This is a genomic window from Allobosea sp. P2_A10, assembly GCF_056405115.1.
In genome coordinates, this window is sequence record NZ_JBFUCS010000013.1 from 1 (window position 1) to 21,157 (window position 21,157).

Sequence of the window (21,157 nt, forward strand, 5' to 3'; positions counted from 1 at the left end):
AGCCCGCGCAGCGCCGAGCCCGCGCAGCGCCGACCAGCCCCGCCCGCGACCGCCCCAGCGCGGCCTGCGCCGGAATTGCGCACCGTACCGCCCACGCCTCGTGCCGAGCCGCCTGCGGCACGCCCCGCCCCGGCCCAGCCTTTGCCGGGACCGACCGCGCCCGCTGCCCCGGTCGCACCGCGCGCCGCACCGGTCCCTACTCCTGCGCCCGTCCCCGCACCGCAGGCTGCTCCAGTCCCGCCACCGGCAGCAGCGCCAGCTCCCTCGCAACGTCCGGCGCCGGCTCCCCAGCCGTTCACGCCCGGGCTCCGTCCGGCCGTACCAGGCAGCGCACCTCAGGGAGCCGCTCCGCAAGCGCCCGCTCCGCAGGCCCAGCCGACCCCTCCTGCCGGCCGCGCACCCGGCGCGCCGCCTCCGCAGGCAGCCCCGCAAGGCGCTCCGCTCCCGCCGGTCGGCGCACCTCGACAGCCGGCCGGACAGCCGCAACCCGGCCAGACCCAGCTTGCTCCACCGCCTGGTCAGCAGCCGGCGGCCGCCGCTCCCGGGCAGCCGCCCGCGCCTGACCGGCAGGGCCGTCGCGGCGGCATCGGGCTTGGCGGCGCGGCCGCGATCGGGCTCGGCGCAGCCGCGATCGGCGGCATCATGGCGACGCAAGGGGGGCAGCGGCTCGATGATGTCCGCGGCCGGCGCGAGGAGCGCCGCGAGGGTGACGTCACCATCATCCGCGAGCCCGGCCGCACCATCATCCGCGACGACGACCGCGTCATCATCCGCCGCGACGAGACGCAGCGCTTCCGCGATCTCGGCCTCGACCAGCGCGTCGAGCGCCGCGACGGCGAGACGCGCACGGTCTTCGAGCGGCCAGATGGCAGCCGCGTGGTCACGGTCACGGACGAGGACGGCCGGCTGATCCGCCGCACCAGGCTCGATCGCGACGGGCGTGAGTTCGTCATCATCGACAACACCCGCCGCGACCGGCCCAATGACCGCTTCTCCGACGAGATCGTCACGCTGGAGCGCCCGGCTCTGCCGATCCCGCGCGAGCGCTATATCGTCGACGCCGAGCAGGCCGACGAGCGCCTGATCTACGAGACGATCATCGCGCCGCCGGTCGCGCCGATCCCGCGCCGCTACACGCTGGACGAGGTCCGCTATTCGCCCGATCTGCGCGCCCGGATGCGCAGCGTCGATATCGACACGGTGACCTTCGAGAGCGCATCCTGGGTGGTCGAACCGGCGCAGGCACAGCGGCTCTCGGTGATCGCGCAATCAATCCGGCAGGCGCTGCAAGCCTCCCCCAACGAGGTCTTCCTCGTCGAGGGCCACACCGACGCGGTCGGCAACGACATCGACAACCTGTCGCTGTCGGACCGGCGGGCGCAGTCGGTCGCCGAGATCCTGACCCGCGACTTCGGCGTGCCGCCCGAGAACCTGACGACGCAGGGCTATGGCGAGCAGTATCTGAAGATCAACACGCAGGGCGACTCGCGGCAGAACCGGCGCGTGACGCTCAGGCGGATCACTCCGCTGCTCGCGGGTCAGAACGGCCGTTGAAGCGATGGGCGCGGCAGACGACCGCCGCGCCCGGTCAATTTGCACGGTCCCGATTCAGGATTGGGCAAGGTCATCAGCCTAACCTTGCCGGAAACGCGCACGAAATGAGGAGAGGCTCATGAGCGGTTCGACGGTCGCCTTCGTGCAAGGCACGGGCGCGCTGGAGGCGGCAGCCGCCCAGCAGGCGCTCCAGAACCAGTTCGTCAAGGAACAGGCACAGGCCGAAAGCGCCGTCGTCGACCTGCTTCAAAGCAGTCTCGAACAGCAGAAGGCGCCGCTGCCGGATGGACAGGGACAGGCCGTCGATATCCTTGCCTGACGCCCATGTGTTTGCGCGACTTCCATCCTCGCAATTGCGCCATGCGCATGCATGGTCCGTTGCCGGTTGCGCTTCCGGGCTATCGGGCCTAACTTCCGTCCCGTTCCGAGGGGTGCTCGCAAGAGCTGAGATGGCGAAAAGCCGAACCCGTCGAACCTGATCCGGGTCATACCGGCGGAGGGACTGGAACGCGGCTCGTGGCCCGCCACATCCGCATCACAGCGCTAGACCGCTTCGACGCCGGATCTCCTGAACCTTGGACCAAGGAGGAGATCCCATGAACGCACACACCAAGACGCCCAAAAACGGCGTCAAAGCCGCGCCCCAGACCGTCACCACCGGCCCGATCATCGGCTCGCGCAAGATCTATGTGCCGACGCCGGAAGACCCGTCGATCAAGGTGCCATTCCGCGAAGTGCTGCTGACGACCGACACCGAGCCGGCGGTCCGCATCTACGACCCTTCCGGGCCCTTTACCGAGACCGACGCGAAGATCGACCTGAATCAGGGCCTGCCGCAGATCCGCCGCGCCTGGCTCGAAGCGCGCGGCTTCGACACCATTCCCGGCCGCGCCGTCACCGACGCCGACAACGGCCACATTTCGGCAGACGCGCTGGTACCCGCCTGCCCGGCAGAGCGGCCTGTGCTGACGGCACGCGACGGCCAGATGGCGACGCAGTTCGAGTTCGCCCGTGCCGGAATCATCACGCAAGAGATGATCTATGTCGCGCACCGCGAGAATCTCGGCCGCGCCGCGATGATGGAGGGCGCGAAGGAGCGCCATGCCGATGGCGAAAGCTTCGGGGCCTCCGTGCCGGAATTCGTCACGCCCGAATTCGTCAGGAGCGAGATCGCGCGCGGGCGCGCCATCATCCCGGCCAACATCAACCATCCCGAGCTCGAGCCGATGGCGATCGGCCGCAATTTTCTGGTCAAGATCAACGGCAATATCGGTAATTCGGCCGTGACCTCGGGCGCAGCCGAGGAGGTCGAGAAGCTGGTCTGGGCGACCCGCTGGGGCGCCGACACCGTCATGGACCTGTCGACCGGCCGCAACATTCACAACATCCGCTCCTGGATCCTGCGCAACTCGCCGGTGCCGATCGGCACGGTGCCGATCTACCAGGCTCTGGAGAAGGTCGGCGGCGACCCGATCAAGCTCGACTGGGAGGTGTTCAAGGACACGCTGATCGAGCAGGCCGAGCAGGGCGTCGATTATTTCACCATCCATGCCGGTGTCAGGCTGCCTTACGTTCCGCTGACGGCCTCGCGCRTCACCGGCATCGTCTCGCGCGGTGGTTCGATCATGGCGCGCTGGTGCCTGGCGCATCACAAGGAGAGCTTCCTCTACGAGCGCTTCGACGAAATCTGCGACCTCATGCGCAAATACGACGTCTCGTTCTCGCTTGGCGACGGCCTGCGTCCGGGCTCGATTGCCGACGCCAACGACCGCGCCCAGTTCGCTGAGCTGGAGACGCTTGGCGAACTGACCAAGGTCGCCTGGGATCGCGGCTGCCAGGTGATGATCGAGGGCCCCGGCCATGTGCCGATGCACAAGATCAAGGAGAACATGACCAAGCAGCTGCGCGAATGCGGCGAGGCGCCGTTCTACACGCTTGGACCGCTGACGACCGACATCGCGCCGGGCTACGACCACATCACCTCGGGCATCGGCGCTGCGATGATCGGCTGGTTCGGCTGCGCGATGCTCTGCTATGTCACGCCCAAGGAGCATCTCGGCCTGCCCAACCGCGACGACGTCAAAACCGGCGTCATCACCTACCGGATCGCGGCCCATGCCGCCGATCTCGCCAAGGGCCATCCTGCGGCGAAGCTCAGGGACGACGCGCTGTCGCGGGCTCGCTTCGACTTCCGCTGGGAGGACCAGTTCAACCTGGCGCTCGATCCCGACACGGCGCGCGCCTATCACGACGAGACGCTGCCCAAAGACGTGCACAAGGTCGCGCATTTCTGCTCGATGTGCGGGCCGAAATTCTGCTCGATGAAGATTACGCAGGATCTGCGCGCCGAGGTGCTGGCGATGGGCGACAATGAGCGCGCGGCGCTGGAAGGCATGGCGGCCAAGTCGAAGGAATTCCTCGACAAGGGCGCGAAACTCTATCTGCCGGCGGCTGAGTGAGCATCGCGATGACTGCAGAACGCCTCGACGCTGTTGGCGTCGCGGCAATTCTGGCGCGCGTGGCGGCGGCCCGCCCGCGCGTGCAATGCCTGACCAACACGGTTGCGCAGAACATCACCGCCAACATGCTGCTGGCGTTCGGCGCGATCCCGTCCATGGCTGTTCATGTCGACGAGGTCGCGGCGATGGCTGACGGGGCCGGCGCGATCCTGATCAATATCGGCACGATCAACGCCGAGAGCGAACTCGCCATTCCCAAGCTGCTGGAGGTCGCCCGCGACAAGGGCAAGCCGCTGGTGTTCGACCCGGTCTTCGTCGAGCTTTCGCCGCTACGCCAGCATGTGGCGCGCGAGGTGCTGCGGCTCAAGAACATCGTCGTGCGCGGCAACGCGACGGAGATGGATGCGCTTGCCCCTGCGATTGCATCGGCGCAGGAGCAAAACCTGACGCTGGTCACCACCGGCAAGGTCGACCGGATCGAGGGCGCGCGCGGGCACTATTCCGTCGCCCATGGCCATCCGCTGATGACGAAGGTCACCGGCGTGGGCTGCGCGGCGGGCGCGCTGATCGCAGCCTGCTGCGCGGTCGAGAGCGATTTTGCGCTCGCTGCAGCCGCCGCTCTGACCGCGTATGGCATTGCGGGCGAAATGGCGGCCGAGACGGCGCGCGGACCAGGCAGTTTCGGTGTGCATCTGATCGACGCACTGGCGCGGATCGACGAGGCGGCGCTAGCAAAACGGATGGCGACATGACCCTCGACATCCTGCTCTACGGCATCGTCGATCCGCAGATCGCGCGGGGGCGGTCGCTGGCCGAACTCGCGAGAGCCGCCGCGAAAGGCGGCGCGACGCTGATCCAGTACCGCGCCAAGGACGCTTCGACGCGGGAGATGGTGCGCGAAGCCAGGGCGATCCGCACCGCGCTCGCCGGTACGGGCGTGCCGCTGCTGATCAACGACCGCATCGATGTCGCGCTCGCTGCGGGAGCCGAGGGCGTGCATGTCGGGGCCGACGACATGGAGCTTGCCGATGCGCGCCGCCTGCTCGGCCAGGGTGCGATCATCGGCGCGACGCTGAAGCATGCCGGCGAACTGCCCTATCTCGCCTCCACGCGCATCGACTACGCCTGCATCGGCGGCGTTTTCGCCACGGCCCATAAGGACAACGCCGATGCGCCCCTTGGGCTCGACGGCTACCGCAGCTTGCGCGAGGCGGCCCGGACGGCGCTCGGCGCGTTACCGGTCGGGGCTATTGCGGGGATCACGGCCGGGAATGCCGCGTCCATGATGGCGGCGGGCGCGGACGGCATCGCGGTCATCGGCGCGATGTTCGGGAGCGACGACGTCGAGGGTGCGACGCGGACGCTGAGGGCGGCGCTGGGGCGCGGCCAAGATGCGCCTGCCCGCACCTGACAAGACGCCGCTGTCATTCCGGGCGCAGCGAAGCGGAGACCCGGAATCCATCGTAGAGCATAGTCAGCGCCTTACGATGGATTCCGGATCGGCGCGGCTGCGCCGCTTGTCCGGAATGACGGCGAGGTTGGAAATTCGCGCGACGACTCAATTCGTCGGCGCGAGCGGGATCGGCGCGGGCTTCGGCGCCGCCGGGCGCTTGGGCGCGGGCGGCTTGGGATCGCTGGTGATGCCGAGACGGGCGCGGATCGAAGCTGCGCGGGCTTCGGTCATGCGCGCGCCGCAGAAGCCGAGCTGGCCCTCGCGCTGGAAGTCGCGGCAGGTCTGCTCGCGCTCGGCCGAAAAGCCCGCCTGCTCGCGGGCGATCGAACGCTGCTCGACGGCGTCGGCCCTGGCGGTCAGCACCTTGTAGCCCTCGCGCACCGCCTTCTCGGCCGTGCTGCGCGCGGCTTCGATCTCCTTGGCGCGGGGCGGCAGCGTGCGCGAGTCGGGTCCCCACATGCCACGCGGGTCGATGCGGCAAGCGGCGGCCTCCACCACGCAGGGCTGGGCCGGCTCGATGACGTGGAAGGCCCCGTCGAGCACGTCGAAGACGATCGGGCAGATCGAGGCCTCGAGCTTGTAGCGCGGTACGCCGGCAGGCTTGCCCAGCGACGTCAACGGCACCGGCGTCTCGCCAAACGAGATCGCGCAGGGCTCGACGAGATTTGAGGCCTGATAGCCCTGGGCGTTGAGCTTGAGGCCGTAGCCCGTCGCCGTCTTCTCGAAGGTCGCCTCGCCGAAACCGCCATTGCGCCGAAGCACGCGCCCGACGATCGCATCCTCGCCGGCCACCTTGATCGCCGGCATGACGGCGGCGCGGGGGGCTGCAGGCGTCGCGTGGGGAGAGGCCGGCGGCGCGGCCTGCTGCGTGCCGGGCTGGTTCAGCGGTTGCGCGCCGGGAAGCTGCAAGGGCTGGGCATGCGCAAGCGTCACGCCACAGGCGAGGACCAGCAGGGCAATAGTCGAGGCAAGGCGCAGATGTCGTATCACGTCGCAACCCTGGCGAAAGCTTGGGCAGTCCGCCCCTGCATGAAGTGGCGCGAGCCCGCGCGCAAGCACACAATCGCAACACTGCGCCGGGAATGATTGCCCGCCGTTCTGCGCGCATGTCATGGCTGAGAGGGATTCTTAATCGGCTCTCGTGTCTTGCAAGGGGTGGAACACCCTCCCTATATACGCCGCCAAGAGGCGGTTTAACGACCGCTCGACGTGGAATGCCGGTTTCGTTCGCCGCGTTAGGCGGGGGCGGGCTGGTCCATGGGCCGGAAGGTGACGCTTAAGGCGTCGCTGGCCGGCGATCTGCTCAATTTAAAAGGGATCCCCTCCATGGGTAAAGTTATCGGTATCGACCTCGGCACGACCAATTCCTGCGTCGCGGTCATGGAAGGCTCTACGCCCAAGGTCATCGAGAATTCGGAAGGCGCACGCACGACCCCGTCGATCGTCGCCATCACCGATGATGGCGAACGTCTCGTCGGCCAGCCCGCCAAGCGCCAGGCCGTCACCAACCCCGAGCGCACCTTCTTCGCGATCAAGCGCCTGATCGGCCGTCCGTTCGACGACCCGATGACGCAGAAGGACATGAATCTCGTCCCCTACAAGATCAAGAAGTCCTCTGGCGGCGACGCCTGGGTGCAGGCCGACGGCACCGACTATTCGCCGTCGCAGATCTCGGCGTTCACGCTGACCAAGATGAAGGAGACGGCGGAGGCCTATCTCGGCCAGCCCGTCACCCAGGCCGTCATCACGGTCCCGGCCTATTTCAACGACGCCCAGCGCCAGGCGACCAAGGATGCCGGCCGCATCGCCGGCCTCGAAGTGCTGCGCATCATCAACGAGCCGACGGCAGCGGCGCTGGCCTATGGCCTCGACAAGAAGTCGGCCGGCACGATCGCGGTCTATGACCTCGGCGGCGGCACCTTCGACGTCTCCGTGCTGGAGATCGGCGACGGCGTCTTCGAGGTGAAGTCGACCAATGGCGACACCTTCCTCGGTGGCGAGGATTTCGACATGCGCCTCGTCGAATATCTCGCCGACGAGTTCAAGCGCGAGCAGGGCATCGACCTGAAGAAGGACAAGCTCGCTCTCCAGCGCCTGAAGGAAGCCGCCGAGAAGGCCAAGATCGAGCTTTCGACCACGGCCCAGACCGAGATCAACCTGCCCTACATCACGGCCGATGCGTCCGGCCCCAAGCACCTCGCCATCAAGCTCTCGCGCGCCAAGTTCGAGAGCCTGGTCGACGATCTCGTCCAGCGCACCATCGAGCCCTGCCGCAAGGCGCTCAAGGATGCGGGCCTGTCGGCGGGCCAGATCGACGAGGTCGTTCTCGTCGGCGGCATGACCCGCATGCCCAAGGTCCAGGAAGTGGTGAAGCAGTTCTTCGGCAAGGAGCCCCATAAGGGCGTCAACCCCGATGAAGTGGTCGCCATCGGCGCAGCGATCCAGGCCGGCGTCCTCCAGGGCGACGTCAAGGACGTGCTGCTGCTCGACGTGACCCCGCTTTCGCTCGGCATCGAGACGCTGGGCGGCGTGTTCACGCGCCTGATCGACCGCAACACCACGATCCCGACCAAGAAGAGCCAGGTCTTCTCCACCGCCGAGGACAACCAGCAGGCAGTGACGATCCGGGTCTTCCAGGGCGAGCGCGAGATGGCGGCCGACAACAAGATGCTCGGCCAGTTTGACTTGATGGGCATCCCGCCCTCGCCGCGCGGCATGCCGCAGATCGAGGTGACCTTCGACATCGACGCCAACGGCATCGTCTCGGTGACGGCGAAGGACAAGGCCACCAACAAGGAGCAGCAGATCCGCATCCAGGCTTCGGGCGGACTGTCGGAAGCCGACATCCAGAAGATGGTCAAGGACGCGGAGGCCAATGCCGGCGAGGACAAGAAGCGCCGCGAGGTCGTCGAGGCCAAGAACCAGGGCGAGAGCCTGGTGCACTCAACCGAGAAGTCGCTGAAGGAGTATGGCGACAAGGTCTCGGAGGCCGACAAGGCCGCCATCGAAACCGCGATGGACGCGCTCAAGGCGGCGCTGGTCGAGGACAATGCCGAGACCATCACGGCGCGCACCACCGACCTGATGCAGGCCTCGATGAAGCTTGGCGAAGCCATGTATGCGGCGAGCCAGACCGAAGCGGGCGCTGCCGACGGCGACGGCGAGCCCCACGCCGAGGCCAAGAAGGACGACGTCATCGACGCCGACTTCAAGGATGTCAGCGACGACAAGGGCGGCAAGAAGAAGAGCGCCTGAGCGCGCTTTTCATCCACCACGACGTCATGGCCGGGCTTGACCCGGCCATCTCGTTACGGGAAGGCGTCGTGAAGGAACATTCTCGTTCTCCTGCACGAGATGGCCGGGTCAAGCCCGGCCATGACGCGGGATGAGCGAAGGGGCTGCTGTTTAATGTCCAAGCGCGACTATTACGAAATCCTCGCCGTCTCCAAGACGGCCAGCGATGCGGAGCTGAAAAGCGCCTTCCGCAAGCTCGCCATGGGCTGCCATCCCGACCGGCACCCCGGCGACAAGGGGGCCGAAGCCAAGTTCAAGGAGTTGAACGAGGCCTATCAGGTTCTCTCCGACGAGCAGAAGCGCGCGGCCTATGACCGCTACGGCCATCAGGCCTTCGAGAATGGCGGCGGCCAGCAGGGGCCGGAATTTTCCGACTTCATGTCGGACATCTTCGACAGCTTCTTCGGCGAGCGCGGCGGGCGCGGCGGCCCGCGCGCGGCGAACGGCCGCGAGCGCGGGGCCGATCTGCGCTACAATCTCGAAATCGGGCTCGAGGACGCCTTTGCCGGCAAGAACGCTTCCATCCGCGTGCCGACCTCGATCGCTTGCGAACAATGCTCGGGCACCGGCGCGAAACCCGGCTCGAAATCGCGGCAATGCCCGACCTGCGGCGGCCATGGCCGGGTCCGGGCCAATCAGGGCTTCTTCTCGGTCGAGCGGACCTGCCCGACCTGCGCCGGCCGCGGCGAGATCATCGACGACCCCTGCAAGAACTGCAGCGGCGCGGGACGCGTCACGCGCGAGCGCACGCTCTCGGTCAACATCCCCGCCGGCGTCGAGGATGGCACGCGCATCCGCCTCTCCGGCGAGGGCGAGGCGGGGCTACGCGGCGGACCGGCCGGCGATCTCTACATCTTCCTCTCGATCAAGCCGCACGCGATCTTCCAGCGCGACGGCGCCGACCTGTTCTGCCGCGTGCCGCTCGGCCTGACCTCGGCTGCGCTCGGCGGCGAGATCGAGGTGCCGACGCTGACCGGCGAGCAGGCCCGGGTGAAGATTCCCGAGGGCACGCAGACCGGCAAGCAGTTCCGCCTCAAGGGCAAGGGCATGAGCGTGCTGCGCTCGCGCGAGACCGGCGATCTCTACATTCAGGTGCTGGTCGAGACGCCGCAGAAACTCACCGCCCGCCAGCGCGAACTGCTGCTGGAGTTCGAGCGCGAAAGCTCGCACTCGACGCATCCCGAAGCCGCCGGCTTCTTCGGCCGCGTGAAGGATTTTCTGGGCGGGCTCGGCGGGGCGGCCTGAGCGGCGTTTTCTCGCTGCCGTCGCGACACCATCGACATCATTCCGGGCGCAGCGTAGCGGAGACCCGGAATCCATTCAGCCGTGACGCGTTTCGATGGATTCCGGATCGGCGCGGCTTCGTCGCCTGTCCGGAACGACGGCGGTGGTTCCTCGATAGCACGCACAAAAAAACGGGCCGCCTTGCGGCAGCCCGTTCTTCGGTCAGGTTCAGACGTTCGTCAGACCTTGTCGACCACCTTCTTCACGGCATCCTTGCCCTTGCCGAGCGCCTGCTGGGCTTCGCCCTTGCGCTCCTGCACGATGCCATCGGCTTCCATCTCGGGCTTGTTCAGCGCCTTGCCGGCGGCCTGCTTGACGTTGCCGGCGGCCTCGTTGGCGAGACCCTTGACCTTGTCCATGGTGCTGCCCATCGTCTTGATCCTTCTGCCAAATTTCGTGCCGCCCTCGCGGCTTGCGACAGAGAAACCGTTGGCTCGGCGGAAGGTTCCAAAAGAAAATTGCGAGGTTTCAGCGTGCCGTTTGGCCAGGTTGTTCCGGCCTGTCCTGCGCCAGCGCGCGCAGCGCCGCGGCGGTTGCCGCATCAGCGGGAAAGAAGGTTTCGAGCGCCAGTTCCGACAGCGTGATGTCGACCGGCGTGCCGAAGACCGTCGTCGTCGAGATGAAGGAGAGCACGCTGCCGCCGACACGCAAAAGCAGCGGCACGACGATGGCGGGTTCGGCGTCCGGCTCGGGCGCATGGCCTTTGCGGGCCGGTCGCTGCGGGGCAGGATAGCTCAGCAACTCGGCCAGCAGATCGGCCAGCGCCGGATCGGCGGTCGCCCTCACCTGCTGGCGCAGCCGCGCGACGATATGCGTGCGCCATTCCTCCAGATTGACGATCGCCGGGGCAAGCCCGCCGGGATGCAGCGCAAGCCGGAGCACATTGACGGGCGGACGCAGCAGATCAGGATCGCCGACCAGCGCCAGCAGGGGGGCTACGGCCGCATTCGCCGCCAGCAGCGTCCAGTGCCGGTCCACCGCCAGCGCCGGATAGGGCTCATGGCCTTTGAGCACGAGGTCGATTGCGGCCTTGGCCGCCTGCAGACCGGGATCTTCCAGCGCACGCTCCAGATAGACGGGCGCATAGCCCGCCGCGAGCAGAAGCGCGTTGCGCTCGCGCAGGGGCACGCCGAGATGCTCGGCAAGCAGCAGGACCATGTCGCGGCTGGGCTGAGAGCGGCCGCTTTCGATGAAGCTGAGATGCTTCTGCGAAATCTCGGCCTCCAGCGCCAAATCGAGCTGACTGAACCGGCGAAGCTGGCGCCAGTCGCGAATGAGCGTGCCGACGACGGGGTGATGATGCGTGTTCATGCTGGCGACGCTATCGCGCCTCCCGGCCCGTTTCCAATTACCTCCGGCTTAATCGACCCGCCGACCCGCTTTCGTCAGCATGGCCGCCATCGACCACGGCCGCGACGCCCACAACCGCGCCGGCCACAGCCAAGGAGACGACCATGTCCATGATCCAGTCCTCGACCATGATCCAGTCCTCGCGCTTCCTGAAGAACGCACTCACCCTCGACGCCGCAGCCTGCGCCGCGACAGGCATGCTGCTGGCGCTCGCCGCCGGGCCGCTTTCGAGCCTGCTGGGCTTTCCCGCCGGCTTCCTGCGCGGAGCAGGCATCGTACTGCTGCCCTGTGCGGCCCTGCTCGGGTTTTTCTCGACCCGCGAAAACCTGCCGCGGCTGGCCGTATACGTGGTCATCGGCGTCAACCTCCTCTGGATCGCCGACAGCATCGCGATCCTGGTCGCCGGCTGGTTCCAGCCGAGCGGTCTCGGCATCGCCTTCGTGCTGGCGCAGGCGGCAGCGGTCGCGGTCGTCACCGAGCTTGAGGTGATCGGGCTGAAGCGTTCGGCAGCTGCGCCCGCCAACGCGCTCACCGCCTGACGGTCAAGTCATCCGGCCATGGAAAAGGCCCCGGATGCTTGCGCATCCGGGGCAGTCGCCTGTCCGCGATGAGGCCAGGTGGGGAGGAAGCGTTACCAGCCGGCCAGGACCGCGCCCTTGAAGCGCTCGGCGACGAATGTCTTGATCTCAGGGCTGTGATAGGCCTCGACCAGCGTCCTGACCCACGGCCTGTCCTTGTCGGCGGCGCGCACCGCGATGACGTTGACATAGGGCCCCTTGGGATCCTCGCGCAGGATCGCGGAGGTCGGCTCGATCTTCGCGTCGACGGCATAGTTCGTGTTGATCGCGGCGGCGGCGACATCGGGCAGCGTGCGCGGCGTCTGCGCGGCCTCGACCTCGATGACTTTGAGCTTCTTGGGGTTCGTCACGATGTCGGCCGGGCCGGGCTTGAAGCCGACGCCGTCCTTCAGCGTGATGATGCCCTTGTCCTGGAGCAGCAGGAGCGAGCGGCCGCCATTGGTCGGGTCGTTCTGGATCGCGATCGTCGCGCCGTCTGGCACCTGCGCCCAGTCCTTGTATTTCGCCGAATAGATGCCGAGCGGGAAGTTCACGGTCAGGCCGACGCTGACGAGCTTAAAGCCGCGATCCTTCACCTGATTGTCGAGATAGGGCTGGTTCTGGAAGGAATTCGCCTCCAGTTCGCCGGCGTCGAGCGCCTGATTGGGCACGACATAGTCGGAGAACTCGATGATCTTGAGGTCGATGCCCTGTTTGGCGACGAGCGGCTTCAACTTCTCCAGGATCTCGGCATGGGGACCAGGCGAGGCGCCGATGCGGACGATCCGCGGGGTCTGGGCCAGCGCCGGGAGGGCGAGGGTCAGCGCGGCAAGCGCGGTTGCGGCAAGGGCGGTGCGGCGGGTGATCGTGGACATGGGAGCGGTTCCTTCTGGGGGGTTTGGAGGATCAATCCCACAGCCCTCATCCGGAGGAGCGGGCTGTGGGTGGGAGGAAGAGTGGTTGGTCTTCAGGCCTCTCGCAGACGCTTGTTCAGCCTGCGGGCCAGCCGGTCGCCGATGCTCTGGACCGTCTGGACGAGGACGATCAGGACGGCGACGACGGCGGCCATGACCTCGGGCATGAAGCGCTGGTAGCCGTAGCGGATGCCGAGATCGCCCAAGCCGCCGCCACCGACCGCGCCAACCATGGCGGAGAAGCCGATCAGGCTGACGATGGCCAGCGTCAGGCCGAGCACGATCGCGGGCCACGCTTCGGGCACCAGCACCTTTCGGACGATCTGGACGGGCGTCGCGCCCATCGAGCGGGCGGCCTCGACCAGCCCCTGATCGACCTCGCGGATCGCGCCCTCGATCAGCCGGGCGATGAAGGGCGTCGCCGCCACGCTCAGCGGCACGATCGCCGCGTTGGTGCCGATCGAGGTGCCGGCCAGCAGCCGGGTGAAGGGGATGATCGCGACGACGAGGATGATGAAGGGCGTCGAGCGCGTGGCGTTGACCAGCGTGCCGAGGATCGCATTGACGACGGGAGCGGCGAAAAGCTCGCCGCGCCGGCTGGTGGCGAGGAAGACGCCGAGCGGCAGACCGAGCACCGTGCCCAGCCCCGCGGCGACCGCGACCATCAGCAGCGTGTCGGCGGTCGCCTGCGCGATCAGGGCGAGGATGGCAGGCGAGATGATCTCAGGAAACATGGCCGACGACCTCCGCCTTGAGTTCGAGCGTCCGCAGCGCGCCGAGCACGGCGGCGAGTTCGGGTTCGTGCGCCATCACCGAGACGAGCAGGCTGCCGAAGGGCTTGCCGGCGATGGCGTCGATCCGGCCCGCCAGAATGTTGACGTCGACGCCGATGGTCGAGGACAGCCGGCTGATCACCGGCGCGGTGGCGTTCTCGCCGGTGAAGGTGATGCGCAGCACAGTGGAATCACCCGCTTGCGCCTGCTCGTGGATGCGGCCGGCGAGATAAGCGGGAAGCTCCACGCCTGTCACCGCCTCGACGAAGCTCGCCGTGGTTGGATGGCGCGGCCTCGTGAAGACCTCGAAGACCTCGCCCTGCTCGACGATGCGGCCGCCCTCGATCACCGCGACGCGGTCGCAGATCTCCTTGATCACCGGGATTTCGTGGGTGATCAGCAGGATGGTGACGCCCAGTTCGCGGTTGACCTGCCGCAGCAGCGCCAGGATCGATTTCGTCGTCTCGGGATCGAGCGCCGAGGTCGCCTCGTCGCAGAGCAGCACGCTGGGCTCTGTCGCCAGCGCCCGGGCGATGCCGACGCGCTGCTTCTGGCCGCCCGACAGCTCGGCGGGATAGCGCTCGCGCTTGTCGGCAAGGCCGACGAGATCGAGCAGCGTCGAAACCCGCGTCTCGATCTCGGCCTTGGGCGCGCCGGCGATCTCCAGCGGCAACGCGACATTGTCGAACACCGTGCGCGACGACAGCAGGTTGAAATGCTGGAAGATCATCCCGGTCTTTCGGCGGCGGGCGCGCCAGCCGGCCTCGCTCAGGCCGGTGACGTCCTCGCCTGCGATCAGGATCTGGCCGGATGTGGCCCGCTCCAGCCCGTTGACAAGGCGGATCAGCGTCGATTTGCCGGCGCCGGAGCGGCCGATGACGCCGAGGATCGCGCCCTCGGGCACATCGAGATCGATGCCGGCGAGCGCCGTCACCGCGCTCTGGCCGCTACGGGTCGGAAAGCTCTTCCCGACCTGCCTGAAGCTGATGATGGGATCTGGAGCCGGCGCGAAGCCGGCCTCGACGCGGAAGGCGTCGGGTTTCACGGGGGCGTTCATGATGGCCTCAGTTGTGGCGGCGCGGCGCGGTGAGCTGGCGGGCGGCGAGTTCAGCCGCGCCCGGCGTCGCGAAACGGTGGCCTTCCAGCGCGTGGAACGCCGACGATGCCGAGATGAAGGTGAAATAGCGTTCGTCGGGCCGGCGATTGACGAGCCCGGCCTGGGTCTCGCCGATCTCGATGATATAGGCCTGCGTCCGGGCCGGCTGCCGGTGATCATGGGAATGCTGCTGGGACATGATTGCGCCTCCACCGCTTGTGCGGCGTTGTGATGGACATCTGACGGGGATGAGACCGGCGCGAGGCCGGAATTCAGCGTGCGATCAGCGTCGACAACGTGGGGTGGCGCGGCGCTCGTTTCGGCGGACGGACAGGTCGGTCATGGTCTTCTCCATCGATCGGGAGCCCACGACATCGCCGTGGCGCTTTAGCGTTTGGTGACGCGGTGCAAGCTGCTCGCTCAAATCCCCGCGGCCACCGGACAGCGCCGATGACGCGATCAATCTGGTGCCGATTATCCGCTTTGTCAATCCGATCGTTCTTTTAAAGAAACACCCTTCGGCGAAAGAAGTTTGCGGGCCCGCACCGCGAAACGACAAAATCCTTCGCTCCCGGAGGCGGGCGTCCACCTGCGACCAAGCGCGGCTTGACGCCCGGCCCACGGAGGGGCATCTGCGGGCGATGTCGGCTTTTCTGCCCTCGCTCGCCCAGTTGCGCCGCTCCGTTCTCGGGGCGTGGCTGGCTGTCGCCTATGCGCTGGCGGTTCTGGCGGCGGGGCTCGCGCCGGGTGCGGCGATCGCCCATCCGGGGTTGGACGGCGCGCTGCTCTGCTCGGGGCTGGCGACCCCGAACCCGGACCTGCCGCAATCTGGGGGCGAGCCGGCTCATTGCAAGGGCTGCCCGGTCAATCCGGCGCTGGCCGCGCCCGACGTTCCGCCGCAGGCGGGCATCGTCAGGATCGCCGCCGCCCTCGCTGCCGCGCTGCCCGACCCGGAAGGCATCAGCGCCTGCGCCGCCTGCGCACTGCCGCCATCGCGCGCGCCGCCGGCTGCCTGATCGTCGCCCATTCGACCCCCAGCCTTCGACATCCCCATGGATCGCGCCCGCGCCACGCGGCGCTGCCGATCCGCTTCCGGCCCGCGCGAGCGGAGCCATCGCAGCCTTTCAGGATCACCCCATGAACACGTCCCTCACCCGCCTCGCCGCCATCGTCTTGACGCTGGCCGGCGCTGGCCTCCTCGCTCCCGCCGCGCTTGCCCATGACTACAAGGCCGGGCCGCTCATGATCGGCCATCCCTGGTCGCGCGCCACGCCGGCCGGCGCCAAGGTCGGCGGCGGCTATCTCTCGATCGAGAACACCGGGGCGACCGCCGACCGGCTCGTCTCGGTCTCGGTTCCCTTCGCCGGCCGCGCCGAAATCCACGAGATGGCGGTGACCAACGGCGTCATGACGATGCGGCCGCTCGAACAGGGCGTCGACGTGCCCGCCGGCGGCAAGATCGAGCTCAAGCCCGGCGGCTTCCACCTGATGTTCCTCGACCTCAAGGAGCCGCTGAAGCAGGACGAGCGCGTCAAGGGCACGCTGACCTTCGAGAAGGCCGGCACGGTCGAGGTCGAGTTCAAGGTCGAGAGCATCGGCTTCAAGGGCGGCGAGACCGAACACAAGCACTGAGGCCGCGACGACCGACGCCGGCGGCCGCGGCCGCCGGCTATTTCGGCTGCGCTTTGGCGATCGCCTCGTTCAAATCCTGCCATTCGTGGCAGCGGCCGCAGAGCGACGCGAGTTTGGCGAGATTGGCCTGCGCCGAGGCCATGTCGCCGGTCTCGAGGAACCATTCGCCCTGGTATTCCAGCGCCGGCAGGAAGGTCGGGTCCTGCCGCAGCGCCGCGTCGTAATAGGTCTTCGACAGCGGGTAGTTCTTCAGCTTGCGATGCGAATAGGCCAGCCAGTTCATGATCACCGGCGAATTCGGCTGGGCGACCAGCAGCCTGTCCAGCTTCTCGATCGCCGGCGGATAGTTCTTCTCCTCGATCCAGCGCCGGGCGGCGCGGTAGTCGGGATCCTCGTCGAGAGCGGTCCAGTCCGGCCCGACGGCATGGGCCGCGCCGGCTGCGAGCAGAGCGAGGACGATCACAAGACGACGCATCGCGACGACTCCCGGACGGATGGCTGCTGCAGGACCAGGCGCAGCCTGCGCCGCGATTATCACCATGGCGCGACGGCGCGCCAACCCCTTGCCGCCGGCGCCGCGAAGATGAACGGGGGTGAACCTTCCCGTTCACGCCACGTTGCGTCTGGGAATGTTCTCTCGGGGACATCCAGGAAACCAAGGGAGAGAACCATGCGTCACTTTCTGATCGCCGCCGCCATTGCGCTGGGGGCCGCCGCGACACCGGCCGTCGCCAGCGAAGCCTTCGCCGACGCGAAGGGCCTCGACAATGTCGAGGTCAGCTATACCCGCCACAACCGCGAGCATCGCATGTGGGAGATCCAGCGGACCCAGGAGATGCAGCAGCGCCGGCGCTATCGCGGCGACGGCTACGGCCGGGGCTACGGTCCGCCGCCGCATGCGCGCGCCTATGGCCGCCGCGATCGCGACCGCTACGACAACCGCTACTGAGCGATCCGCCCGATGAAGGGCCCGGCTGAAAGGCCGGGCCTTTTTCCGTTTCGGGCGAGGCGCTGCCTCCCCGTCATGCTCGCCCTTGTGGCGAGCATCTCGTGACGGTGAGGCGTCGGTAGGGAGCTTTATCCGGCACGAGATTCTCGGGTCTGCGCTGCGCTCCGCCCGAGAATGACGGGCAGGCAAAATCCCCGCCCACGCTTTCGCGCGGCGGCTTCCATGAGGGGCAGCGGAGCGCCGCGAGGCGCGAGGGTATAAAGCCGCAACCATTGAGCCAGGTCGCGGCGCGGGCAGATTGAGCCACTGCCCGCACGCCCCGTGGCGCTCCGCTCGTCGGCGATTTTGGGCTCCGGGCCGCGCTTATCGGGCCTGTGGCCAGCCATCGCCGCGAGCCGTTTCGACGCCAGTTCGGCTCATCGCCTCGTCGCGTCTACTCAGGCATGGGACGAAGGCGTGATGCCGCCGACCGTTCCAGCGAGCTCCTCGCGCAGGGACCGTAGTGTCCCCAGGGCGGTGCCCCGAAGCCTCCCGGGAGCGGGGTGCAAACCCGCCCGCAGGCGCCGCCCCCATCCCGGTCGTCAGCATGCCTCCGGACGGCCGCCCCTCGGGGATGAGGTGATGCAGGATAAGGGCGAGGGAGACGGGGCGGGGATAAGTTTCGCAGGAGGTGCAACGGTATTTATCCTTCTCCGCTCGGGGGAGAAGGGGAGCGCGGTGCGCTCAACTGCGGCCGGGAATCATCCTGACGGCGTTGCCGAGATGGGTGGCGCAGGCCTTCATGTCCTTCTTCGCCATCATGTCGCTGGCCAGCGTCATTTCCTTCATCGCGGCCGCCTTTTTGGCCGGGTCTTCCATCTTGGCGGTTTCGGCGTTCATCTTGGCGAGTTCGCCATCGCTGCAGCTTGTCGGCGTCATCGGCGTGGTGTCGGGCGCAGCCGGCTTGGTCTGCGCCTGGGCCGCCGAGACCGCGAGCGCGAAGCCGAGCGCGGCGAGGGTCATGGTGGTTTTGAACATGGTTTCTCTCCCTGTCTGGGCCGGATGGCCGTTTTGCGGGAAACAGGGGGCGGCGGTGATTGTTCCGGCCGCCCCGTCCCGATCCGTCAGTCGATGATCTCCGCACCCGCCGCTTCGAGGCGCGCGACACTGTCCTTCATCTGCTGCAGACGCTCGGGCGAATGGCCCTCCCACACCGTCACTTCGCCGACGACAAGCAGCGGCTGTCGCGAGCGATAGGAGCGCGTCGGATTGCCGGGGAATTTCTTGTCGGTCAGGTTGGGATCGTCAACGATCTCGCCGGTCGGCGCGACGATGTAGATGCGCTGGCGCTCCTCGCCGCGGGCGAGCTCCGCGCCCCAGATCGCGGCATCGAGCGTGCCGCTGCAATAAACCCAGGAGAGCGGCCTGCCCTCCCGGAAATTGGAGGCATGGCCGACGGCGATCAAATCTCCGGGCTTCAGATCGGCGCGGGTGCCGTGATAGAGGCGCTGCGGCAGGGTGGTTTCTGTGGTCGGCATCGGGTTGCTCCCTTGAAGCGAATCGGGGGCAGCCTTCATGGACCAGCCACCCCGGCTTGCGGCAAGCCCCGTCCCGGGTTAGACAATGATGGTGGCAGGGAACGACACCCTGCTTTCCACCACAACCTCAATCTCGCTCAGCCCTCATCCTGAGGAGCCGTTCCCTTGCGAATGGCGTCTCGAAGGATGCTCCAGAGGGCGCGGGAACTGGAGCATCCTTCGAGACGCTGCTTCGCAGCTCCTCAGGATGAGGGCTCGGGTTATCAGACCGCCCCGGAATCCCGCGCGCTCCGTCACAGTCGTTCCCAGCCTGACGCGAGGCACAGGAACCGCGACGCTTTCCTGCTCCCGGATGGGAGACGGTGGCGCGGAGCGCCGGATGAGGGTGTGCCCTTTCCGAAGGAAGCGCAGCGGCTCCGCCATCGCTCCAACAATCAGCGGCGGGCCCTCACCCCTGCCCCTCTCCCATCCGGGAGAGGGGTTCTTCCAGCGCCTCAGCCGGCTAGCGCGAGAACCACGACGCGGAACCCTCTCCCGGAGGGAGAGGGCAGGGTGAGGGGTCGGACGGTCTCCGCATGCGGCGCGACCTTGCCGGTGCTGCGGTCGGCTGGGCGCTTTGCTGGTCGGAGGGCCGACACCTCATCCCTGCCCTTCTCACTGAACCCGGATACATCCGGGTTCAGCACTCAGAGTGTCGAAGTCGGGTAGACCCGACYTCGATGCAGGAGAAGGGTTCTTCCAGTGCGCTTCGCCCGTACCGTCATGCTCGCCCTCGTGGCGAGCATCCACGTCTTGGGCGCAGCGCTCGACAAGCGAAGACGTGGATGGTCGGGACAAGCCCGACCATGACGGAAAGGGCGCGGAAGCCCGACGCGGAACCCTCTCCCGGAGGGAGAGGGCAGGGTGAGGGGATGGACGATCTCCGCATGAGGCGAGACCTCGCCGGTGCTGCGGTTGGCTGGGCGCTTCGCTGGTCGACGGGCCGACGCCTCACTAAGCCTCTTCAAAGTATATCGTCAGGCCACCCTTGCATACTGGATAAAAGTCTCGCGAGCCGCACCTATTTCAATAATGTTCGACACGTCACTTAGCATGTTGGCTTTGGTGCTAATCTTTGCAATCGAGCCGACCACCGAATTTAGCGAAGGCGCATTTGCCGCCCTAACCAAATCCGAGAACATCAGGAATTTGTTAGCAACGGCGTTCGCGTGGTCCCCAACGAACTCAAAGATAGCCTTTTTCCCGTCAAACACGACAATATTGTGAGCCTCCCAAGCCGCGTCGCGCCCAACGACCTCTTGCTTACGAGCGACGTTTTGGCGGCCAAAGATGTCGCTTACACGATCGAAAACTGCACTGTTAGCGTGTCGCTCCTTGGACTCTGCGGCACGAAGGAGTGCCCGGCCAACCGCGCCAGTGGAGGCATTAGCTACAGAGATAATCGCACCCTCGATCCGGTCAAGCGGAGCTGATGCGGCGAATACGCTGGCCCCATCATAGGCGACGCCGAACCAGTCAGCGGTATCCTTTGCAGCTCGGTCGAAAAAGTCTGATGCGCCCGACATCTCGGCCTCTCGCATGCCTAGAGCGCAATCTGACACGAAACATCTGTCACCAGATACAGAGATATGGACCGCAGCCAACACACCGCTCGGGTAGGATACCGGCACACTGACGACGCTGGCCTCGCCAAACTCACGTACTGAGACAAGTCGCGCCACTGCTGTGGCTATGGCACTTCTAAGAGGGCGTGTATCCGTGATCATTTTCAGACACCCAAATCCCACTGTGCACCTGACGGGGGAATGGCCTCAGGGTTGATCAGCCGGATTCTACCACAGACGTAGGACAACGCAGCATCATATGTCTGGAAATCGGGCTCAATCCGCCTCGCAGCGTGAACGCCAGGTTTCAAAACATGGCGCTCGACAGCGGCGACATGGTCTTTGCATGTGTGTTCATGCGTATCACCCGGCAAGAAGACCAATCCCTGAATTTCAGGTGGCGTTGGCGCGCCAAAACCGTTGCTATGACCACTGATAGGTCGCCATTCGAGACGATATAGAACTAAACAAGTCTTCTGGCCCGGCTGGTCACATTCCAGTTGGAACGTGGCCACATCAGGGAAAGTTGGAAAGACCGATATTCGAAATTTGAGTCCACGAGGCATCGCCTGTGCAATGCGCAAGCGGCGCTCAAAAAACATCACGGGGTAGCTGCCGGCGCGGTTCTTCTTAGGCTGCCATCCCGCTCCAGCGGCCAGCTCCTTGTCAGATTCCAGATAGAAAACCGCTTCATTGAGTTCCAGCGCCATTGCACTTTACA

General features: G+C 66.8%; 23 protein-coding genes and 1 riboswitch. Of the genes, 11 read left to right on the top strand and 12 right to left on the bottom strand.

Annotated features, from left to right (window positions below; genetic code table 11):
• The first annotated feature begins 642 nt into the window (after nucleotides 1-642).
• The 5 genes from AC1DZY_RS18085 (at nucleotide 643) to thiE (ending at nucleotide 5,424) form a co-directional block, all read left to right on the top strand.
• Nucleotides 643-1,554 (top strand): OmpA family protein, encoded by a 912-nt coding sequence (locus AC1DZY_RS18085; RefSeq protein WP_476821531.1) that lies wholly within the window; start codon nucleotides 643-645, stop codon nucleotides 1,552-1,554.
• A gap of 118 nt (nucleotides 1,555-1,672) precedes the next feature.
• Entirely contained in the window at nucleotides 1,673-1,873 is a 201-nt protein-coding gene (locus AC1DZY_RS18090) for a hypothetical protein (protein ID WP_476821532.1), read from the top strand.
• Between the two features lie 98 nt (nucleotides 1,874-1,971).
• Nucleotides 1,972-2,074, top strand: a riboswitch (TPP riboswitch).
• A 76-nt stretch (nucleotides 2,075-2,150) separates the two neighbouring features.
• On the top strand, nucleotides 2,151-4,013 hold the full coding sequence (gene thiC, locus AC1DZY_RS18095; RefSeq protein ID WP_476821533.1) for a phosphomethylpyrimidine synthase ThiC: 1,863 nt from the start codon (nucleotides 2,151-2,153) through the stop codon (nucleotides 4,011-4,013).
• 8 nt (nucleotides 4,014-4,021) lie between these two features.
• The gene (locus tag AC1DZY_RS18100) at nucleotides 4,022-4,765 is read left to right on the top strand and encodes a hydroxyethylthiazole kinase (RefSeq protein WP_476821534.1); all 744 of its coding nucleotides are present in this window, start codon (nucleotides 4,022-4,024) and stop codon (nucleotides 4,763-4,765) included.
• Nucleotides 4,762-5,424, top strand: coding sequence for a thiamine phosphate synthase (gene thiE, locus AC1DZY_RS18105; RefSeq protein ID WP_476821535.1), 663 nt, complete (start codon nucleotides 4,762-4,764; stop codon nucleotides 5,422-5,424). The genes AC1DZY_RS18100 and thiE overlap by 4 nt, the downstream gene beginning before the upstream one ends.
• 147 nt (nucleotides 5,425-5,571) lie before the next feature.
• Here the strand turns inward: thiE and AC1DZY_RS18110 are convergent, their stop codons facing one another.
• The gene (locus tag AC1DZY_RS18110) at nucleotides 5,572-6,456 is read right to left on the bottom strand and encodes a hypothetical protein (protein WP_476821536.1); all 885 of its coding nucleotides are present in this window, start codon (nucleotides 6,454-6,456) and stop codon (nucleotides 5,572-5,574) included.
• Nucleotides 6,457-6,792: 336 nt separating this feature from the next.
• Here AC1DZY_RS18110 and dnaK point away from each other — a divergent pair, with 336 nt between their 5' ends.
• On the top strand, nucleotides 6,793-8,721 hold the full coding sequence (dnaK, locus tag AC1DZY_RS18115) for a molecular chaperone DnaK (RefSeq protein WP_476821537.1): 1,929 nt from the start codon (nucleotides 6,793-6,795) through the stop codon (nucleotides 8,719-8,721).
• Between the two features lie 153 nt (nucleotides 8,722-8,874).
• Nucleotides 8,875-10,005: a molecular chaperone DnaJ gene (gene dnaJ, locus AC1DZY_RS18120; RefSeq protein WP_476821538.1), complete on the top strand. Its 1,131-nt coding sequence runs from the start codon at nucleotides 8,875-8,877 to the stop codon at nucleotides 10,003-10,005.
• Nucleotides 10,006-10,223: 218 nt separating this feature from the next.
• Here the strand turns inward: dnaJ and AC1DZY_RS18125 are convergent, their stop codons facing one another.
• Both AC1DZY_RS18125 and AC1DZY_RS18130 read right to left on the bottom strand, forming a co-directional pair.
• Nucleotides 10,224-10,415: a CsbD family protein gene (locus tag AC1DZY_RS18125; RefSeq protein WP_476821539.1), complete on the bottom strand. Its 192-nt coding sequence runs from the start codon at nucleotides 10,413-10,415 to the stop codon at nucleotides 10,224-10,226.
• Nucleotides 10,416-10,512: 97 nt separating this feature from the next.
• Nucleotides 10,513-11,355 (bottom strand): helix-turn-helix domain-containing protein, encoded by an 843-nt coding sequence (locus AC1DZY_RS18130; protein WP_476821540.1) that lies wholly within the window; start codon nucleotides 11,353-11,355, stop codon nucleotides 10,513-10,515.
• 143 nt (nucleotides 11,356-11,498) lie between these two features.
• Between AC1DZY_RS18130 and AC1DZY_RS18135 the strand changes: the two genes are divergently transcribed.
• Nucleotides 11,499-11,933, top strand: a complete 435-nt coding sequence (locus tag AC1DZY_RS18135; RefSeq protein WP_476821541.1) for a hypothetical protein — start codon at nucleotides 11,499-11,501, stop codon at nucleotides 11,931-11,933.
• A gap of 92 nt (nucleotides 11,934-12,025) precedes the next feature.
• Here the strand turns inward: AC1DZY_RS18135 and AC1DZY_RS18140 are convergent, their stop codons facing one another.
• From AC1DZY_RS18140 to AC1DZY_RS18155, 4 genes are all read right to left on the bottom strand, one after another.
• A complete protein-coding gene (locus AC1DZY_RS18140; protein WP_476821542.1) occupies nucleotides 12,026-12,826 on the bottom strand; it encodes a MetQ/NlpA family ABC transporter substrate-binding protein in 801 nt (266 codons plus the stop codon).
• Nucleotides 12,827-12,918: 92 nt separating this feature from the next.
• Nucleotides 12,919-13,599, bottom strand: a complete 681-nt coding sequence (locus AC1DZY_RS18145; RefSeq protein ID WP_476821543.1) for a methionine ABC transporter permease — start codon at nucleotides 13,597-13,599, stop codon at nucleotides 12,919-12,921.
• The gene (locus AC1DZY_RS18150) at nucleotides 13,589-14,695 is read right to left on the bottom strand and encodes a methionine ABC transporter ATP-binding protein (protein ID WP_476821544.1); all 1,107 of its coding nucleotides are present in this window, start codon (nucleotides 14,693-14,695) and stop codon (nucleotides 13,589-13,591) included. Before AC1DZY_RS18150 ends, AC1DZY_RS18145 begins: the two co-directional genes overlap by 11 nt.
• Before the next feature lie 7 nt (nucleotides 14,696-14,702).
• Nucleotides 14,703-14,933 (bottom strand): hypothetical protein, encoded by a 231-nt coding sequence (locus AC1DZY_RS18155; protein ID WP_476821545.1) that lies wholly within the window; start codon nucleotides 14,931-14,933, stop codon nucleotides 14,703-14,705.
• 442 nt (nucleotides 14,934-15,375) lie between these two features.
• On the opposite strand from AC1DZY_RS18155, the gene AC1DZY_RS18160 reads away from it, so the two are divergent.
• Nucleotides 15,376-15,750 (top strand): hypothetical protein, encoded by a 375-nt coding sequence (locus tag AC1DZY_RS18160; protein ID WP_476821546.1) that lies wholly within the window; start codon nucleotides 15,376-15,378, stop codon nucleotides 15,748-15,750.
• A 121-nt stretch (nucleotides 15,751-15,871) separates the two neighbouring features.
• The gene (locus AC1DZY_RS18165) at nucleotides 15,872-16,366 is read left to right on the top strand and encodes a copper chaperone PCu(A)C (protein ID WP_476821547.1); all 495 of its coding nucleotides are present in this window, start codon (nucleotides 15,872-15,874) and stop codon (nucleotides 16,364-16,366) included.
• Nucleotides 16,367-16,403: 37 nt separating this feature from the next.
• On the opposite strand, the gene AC1DZY_RS18170 is transcribed toward AC1DZY_RS18165, so the two are convergent.
• Nucleotides 16,404-16,841, bottom strand: coding sequence for a tetratricopeptide repeat protein (locus AC1DZY_RS18170; RefSeq protein WP_476821548.1), 438 nt, complete (start codon nucleotides 16,839-16,841; stop codon nucleotides 16,404-16,406).
• 195 nt (nucleotides 16,842-17,036) lie between these two features.
• On the opposite strand from AC1DZY_RS18170, the gene AC1DZY_RS18175 reads away from it, so the two are divergent.
• The gene (locus tag AC1DZY_RS18175; protein WP_476821549.1) at nucleotides 17,037-17,315 is read left to right on the top strand and encodes a hypothetical protein; all 279 of its coding nucleotides are present in this window, start codon (nucleotides 17,037-17,039) and stop codon (nucleotides 17,313-17,315) included.
• A gap of 723 nt (nucleotides 17,316-18,038) precedes the next feature.
• Here the strand turns inward: AC1DZY_RS18175 and AC1DZY_RS18180 are convergent.
• The 4 genes from AC1DZY_RS18180 to AC1DZY_RS18195 all read right to left on the bottom strand — a co-directional run bounded on the left by AC1DZY_RS18180 (nucleotide 18,039) and on the right by AC1DZY_RS18195 (nucleotide 21,146).
• Entirely contained in the window at nucleotides 18,039-18,332 is a 294-nt protein-coding gene (locus tag AC1DZY_RS18180) for a hypothetical protein (protein WP_476821550.1), read from the bottom strand.
• A gap of 86 nt (nucleotides 18,333-18,418) precedes the next feature.
• Nucleotides 18,419-18,832 (bottom strand): NAD(+)--rifampin ADP-ribosyltransferase, encoded by a 414-nt coding sequence (arr, locus tag AC1DZY_RS18185; RefSeq protein ID WP_476821551.1) that lies wholly within the window; start codon nucleotides 18,830-18,832, stop codon nucleotides 18,419-18,421.
• Nucleotides 18,833-19,848: 1,016 nt separating this feature from the next.
• Nucleotides 19,849-20,397, bottom strand: a complete 549-nt coding sequence (locus AC1DZY_RS18190) for a hypothetical protein (RefSeq protein ID WP_476821552.1) — start codon at nucleotides 20,395-20,397, stop codon at nucleotides 19,849-19,851.
• Between the two features lie 203 nt (nucleotides 20,398-20,600).
• Complete coding sequence (locus AC1DZY_RS18195; RefSeq protein ID WP_476821553.1) at nucleotides 20,601-21,146, bottom strand: hypothetical protein; 546 nt, start codon at nucleotides 21,144-21,146, stop codon at nucleotides 20,601-20,603.
• Between the last annotated feature and the right edge of the window lie 11 nt (nucleotides 21,147-21,157).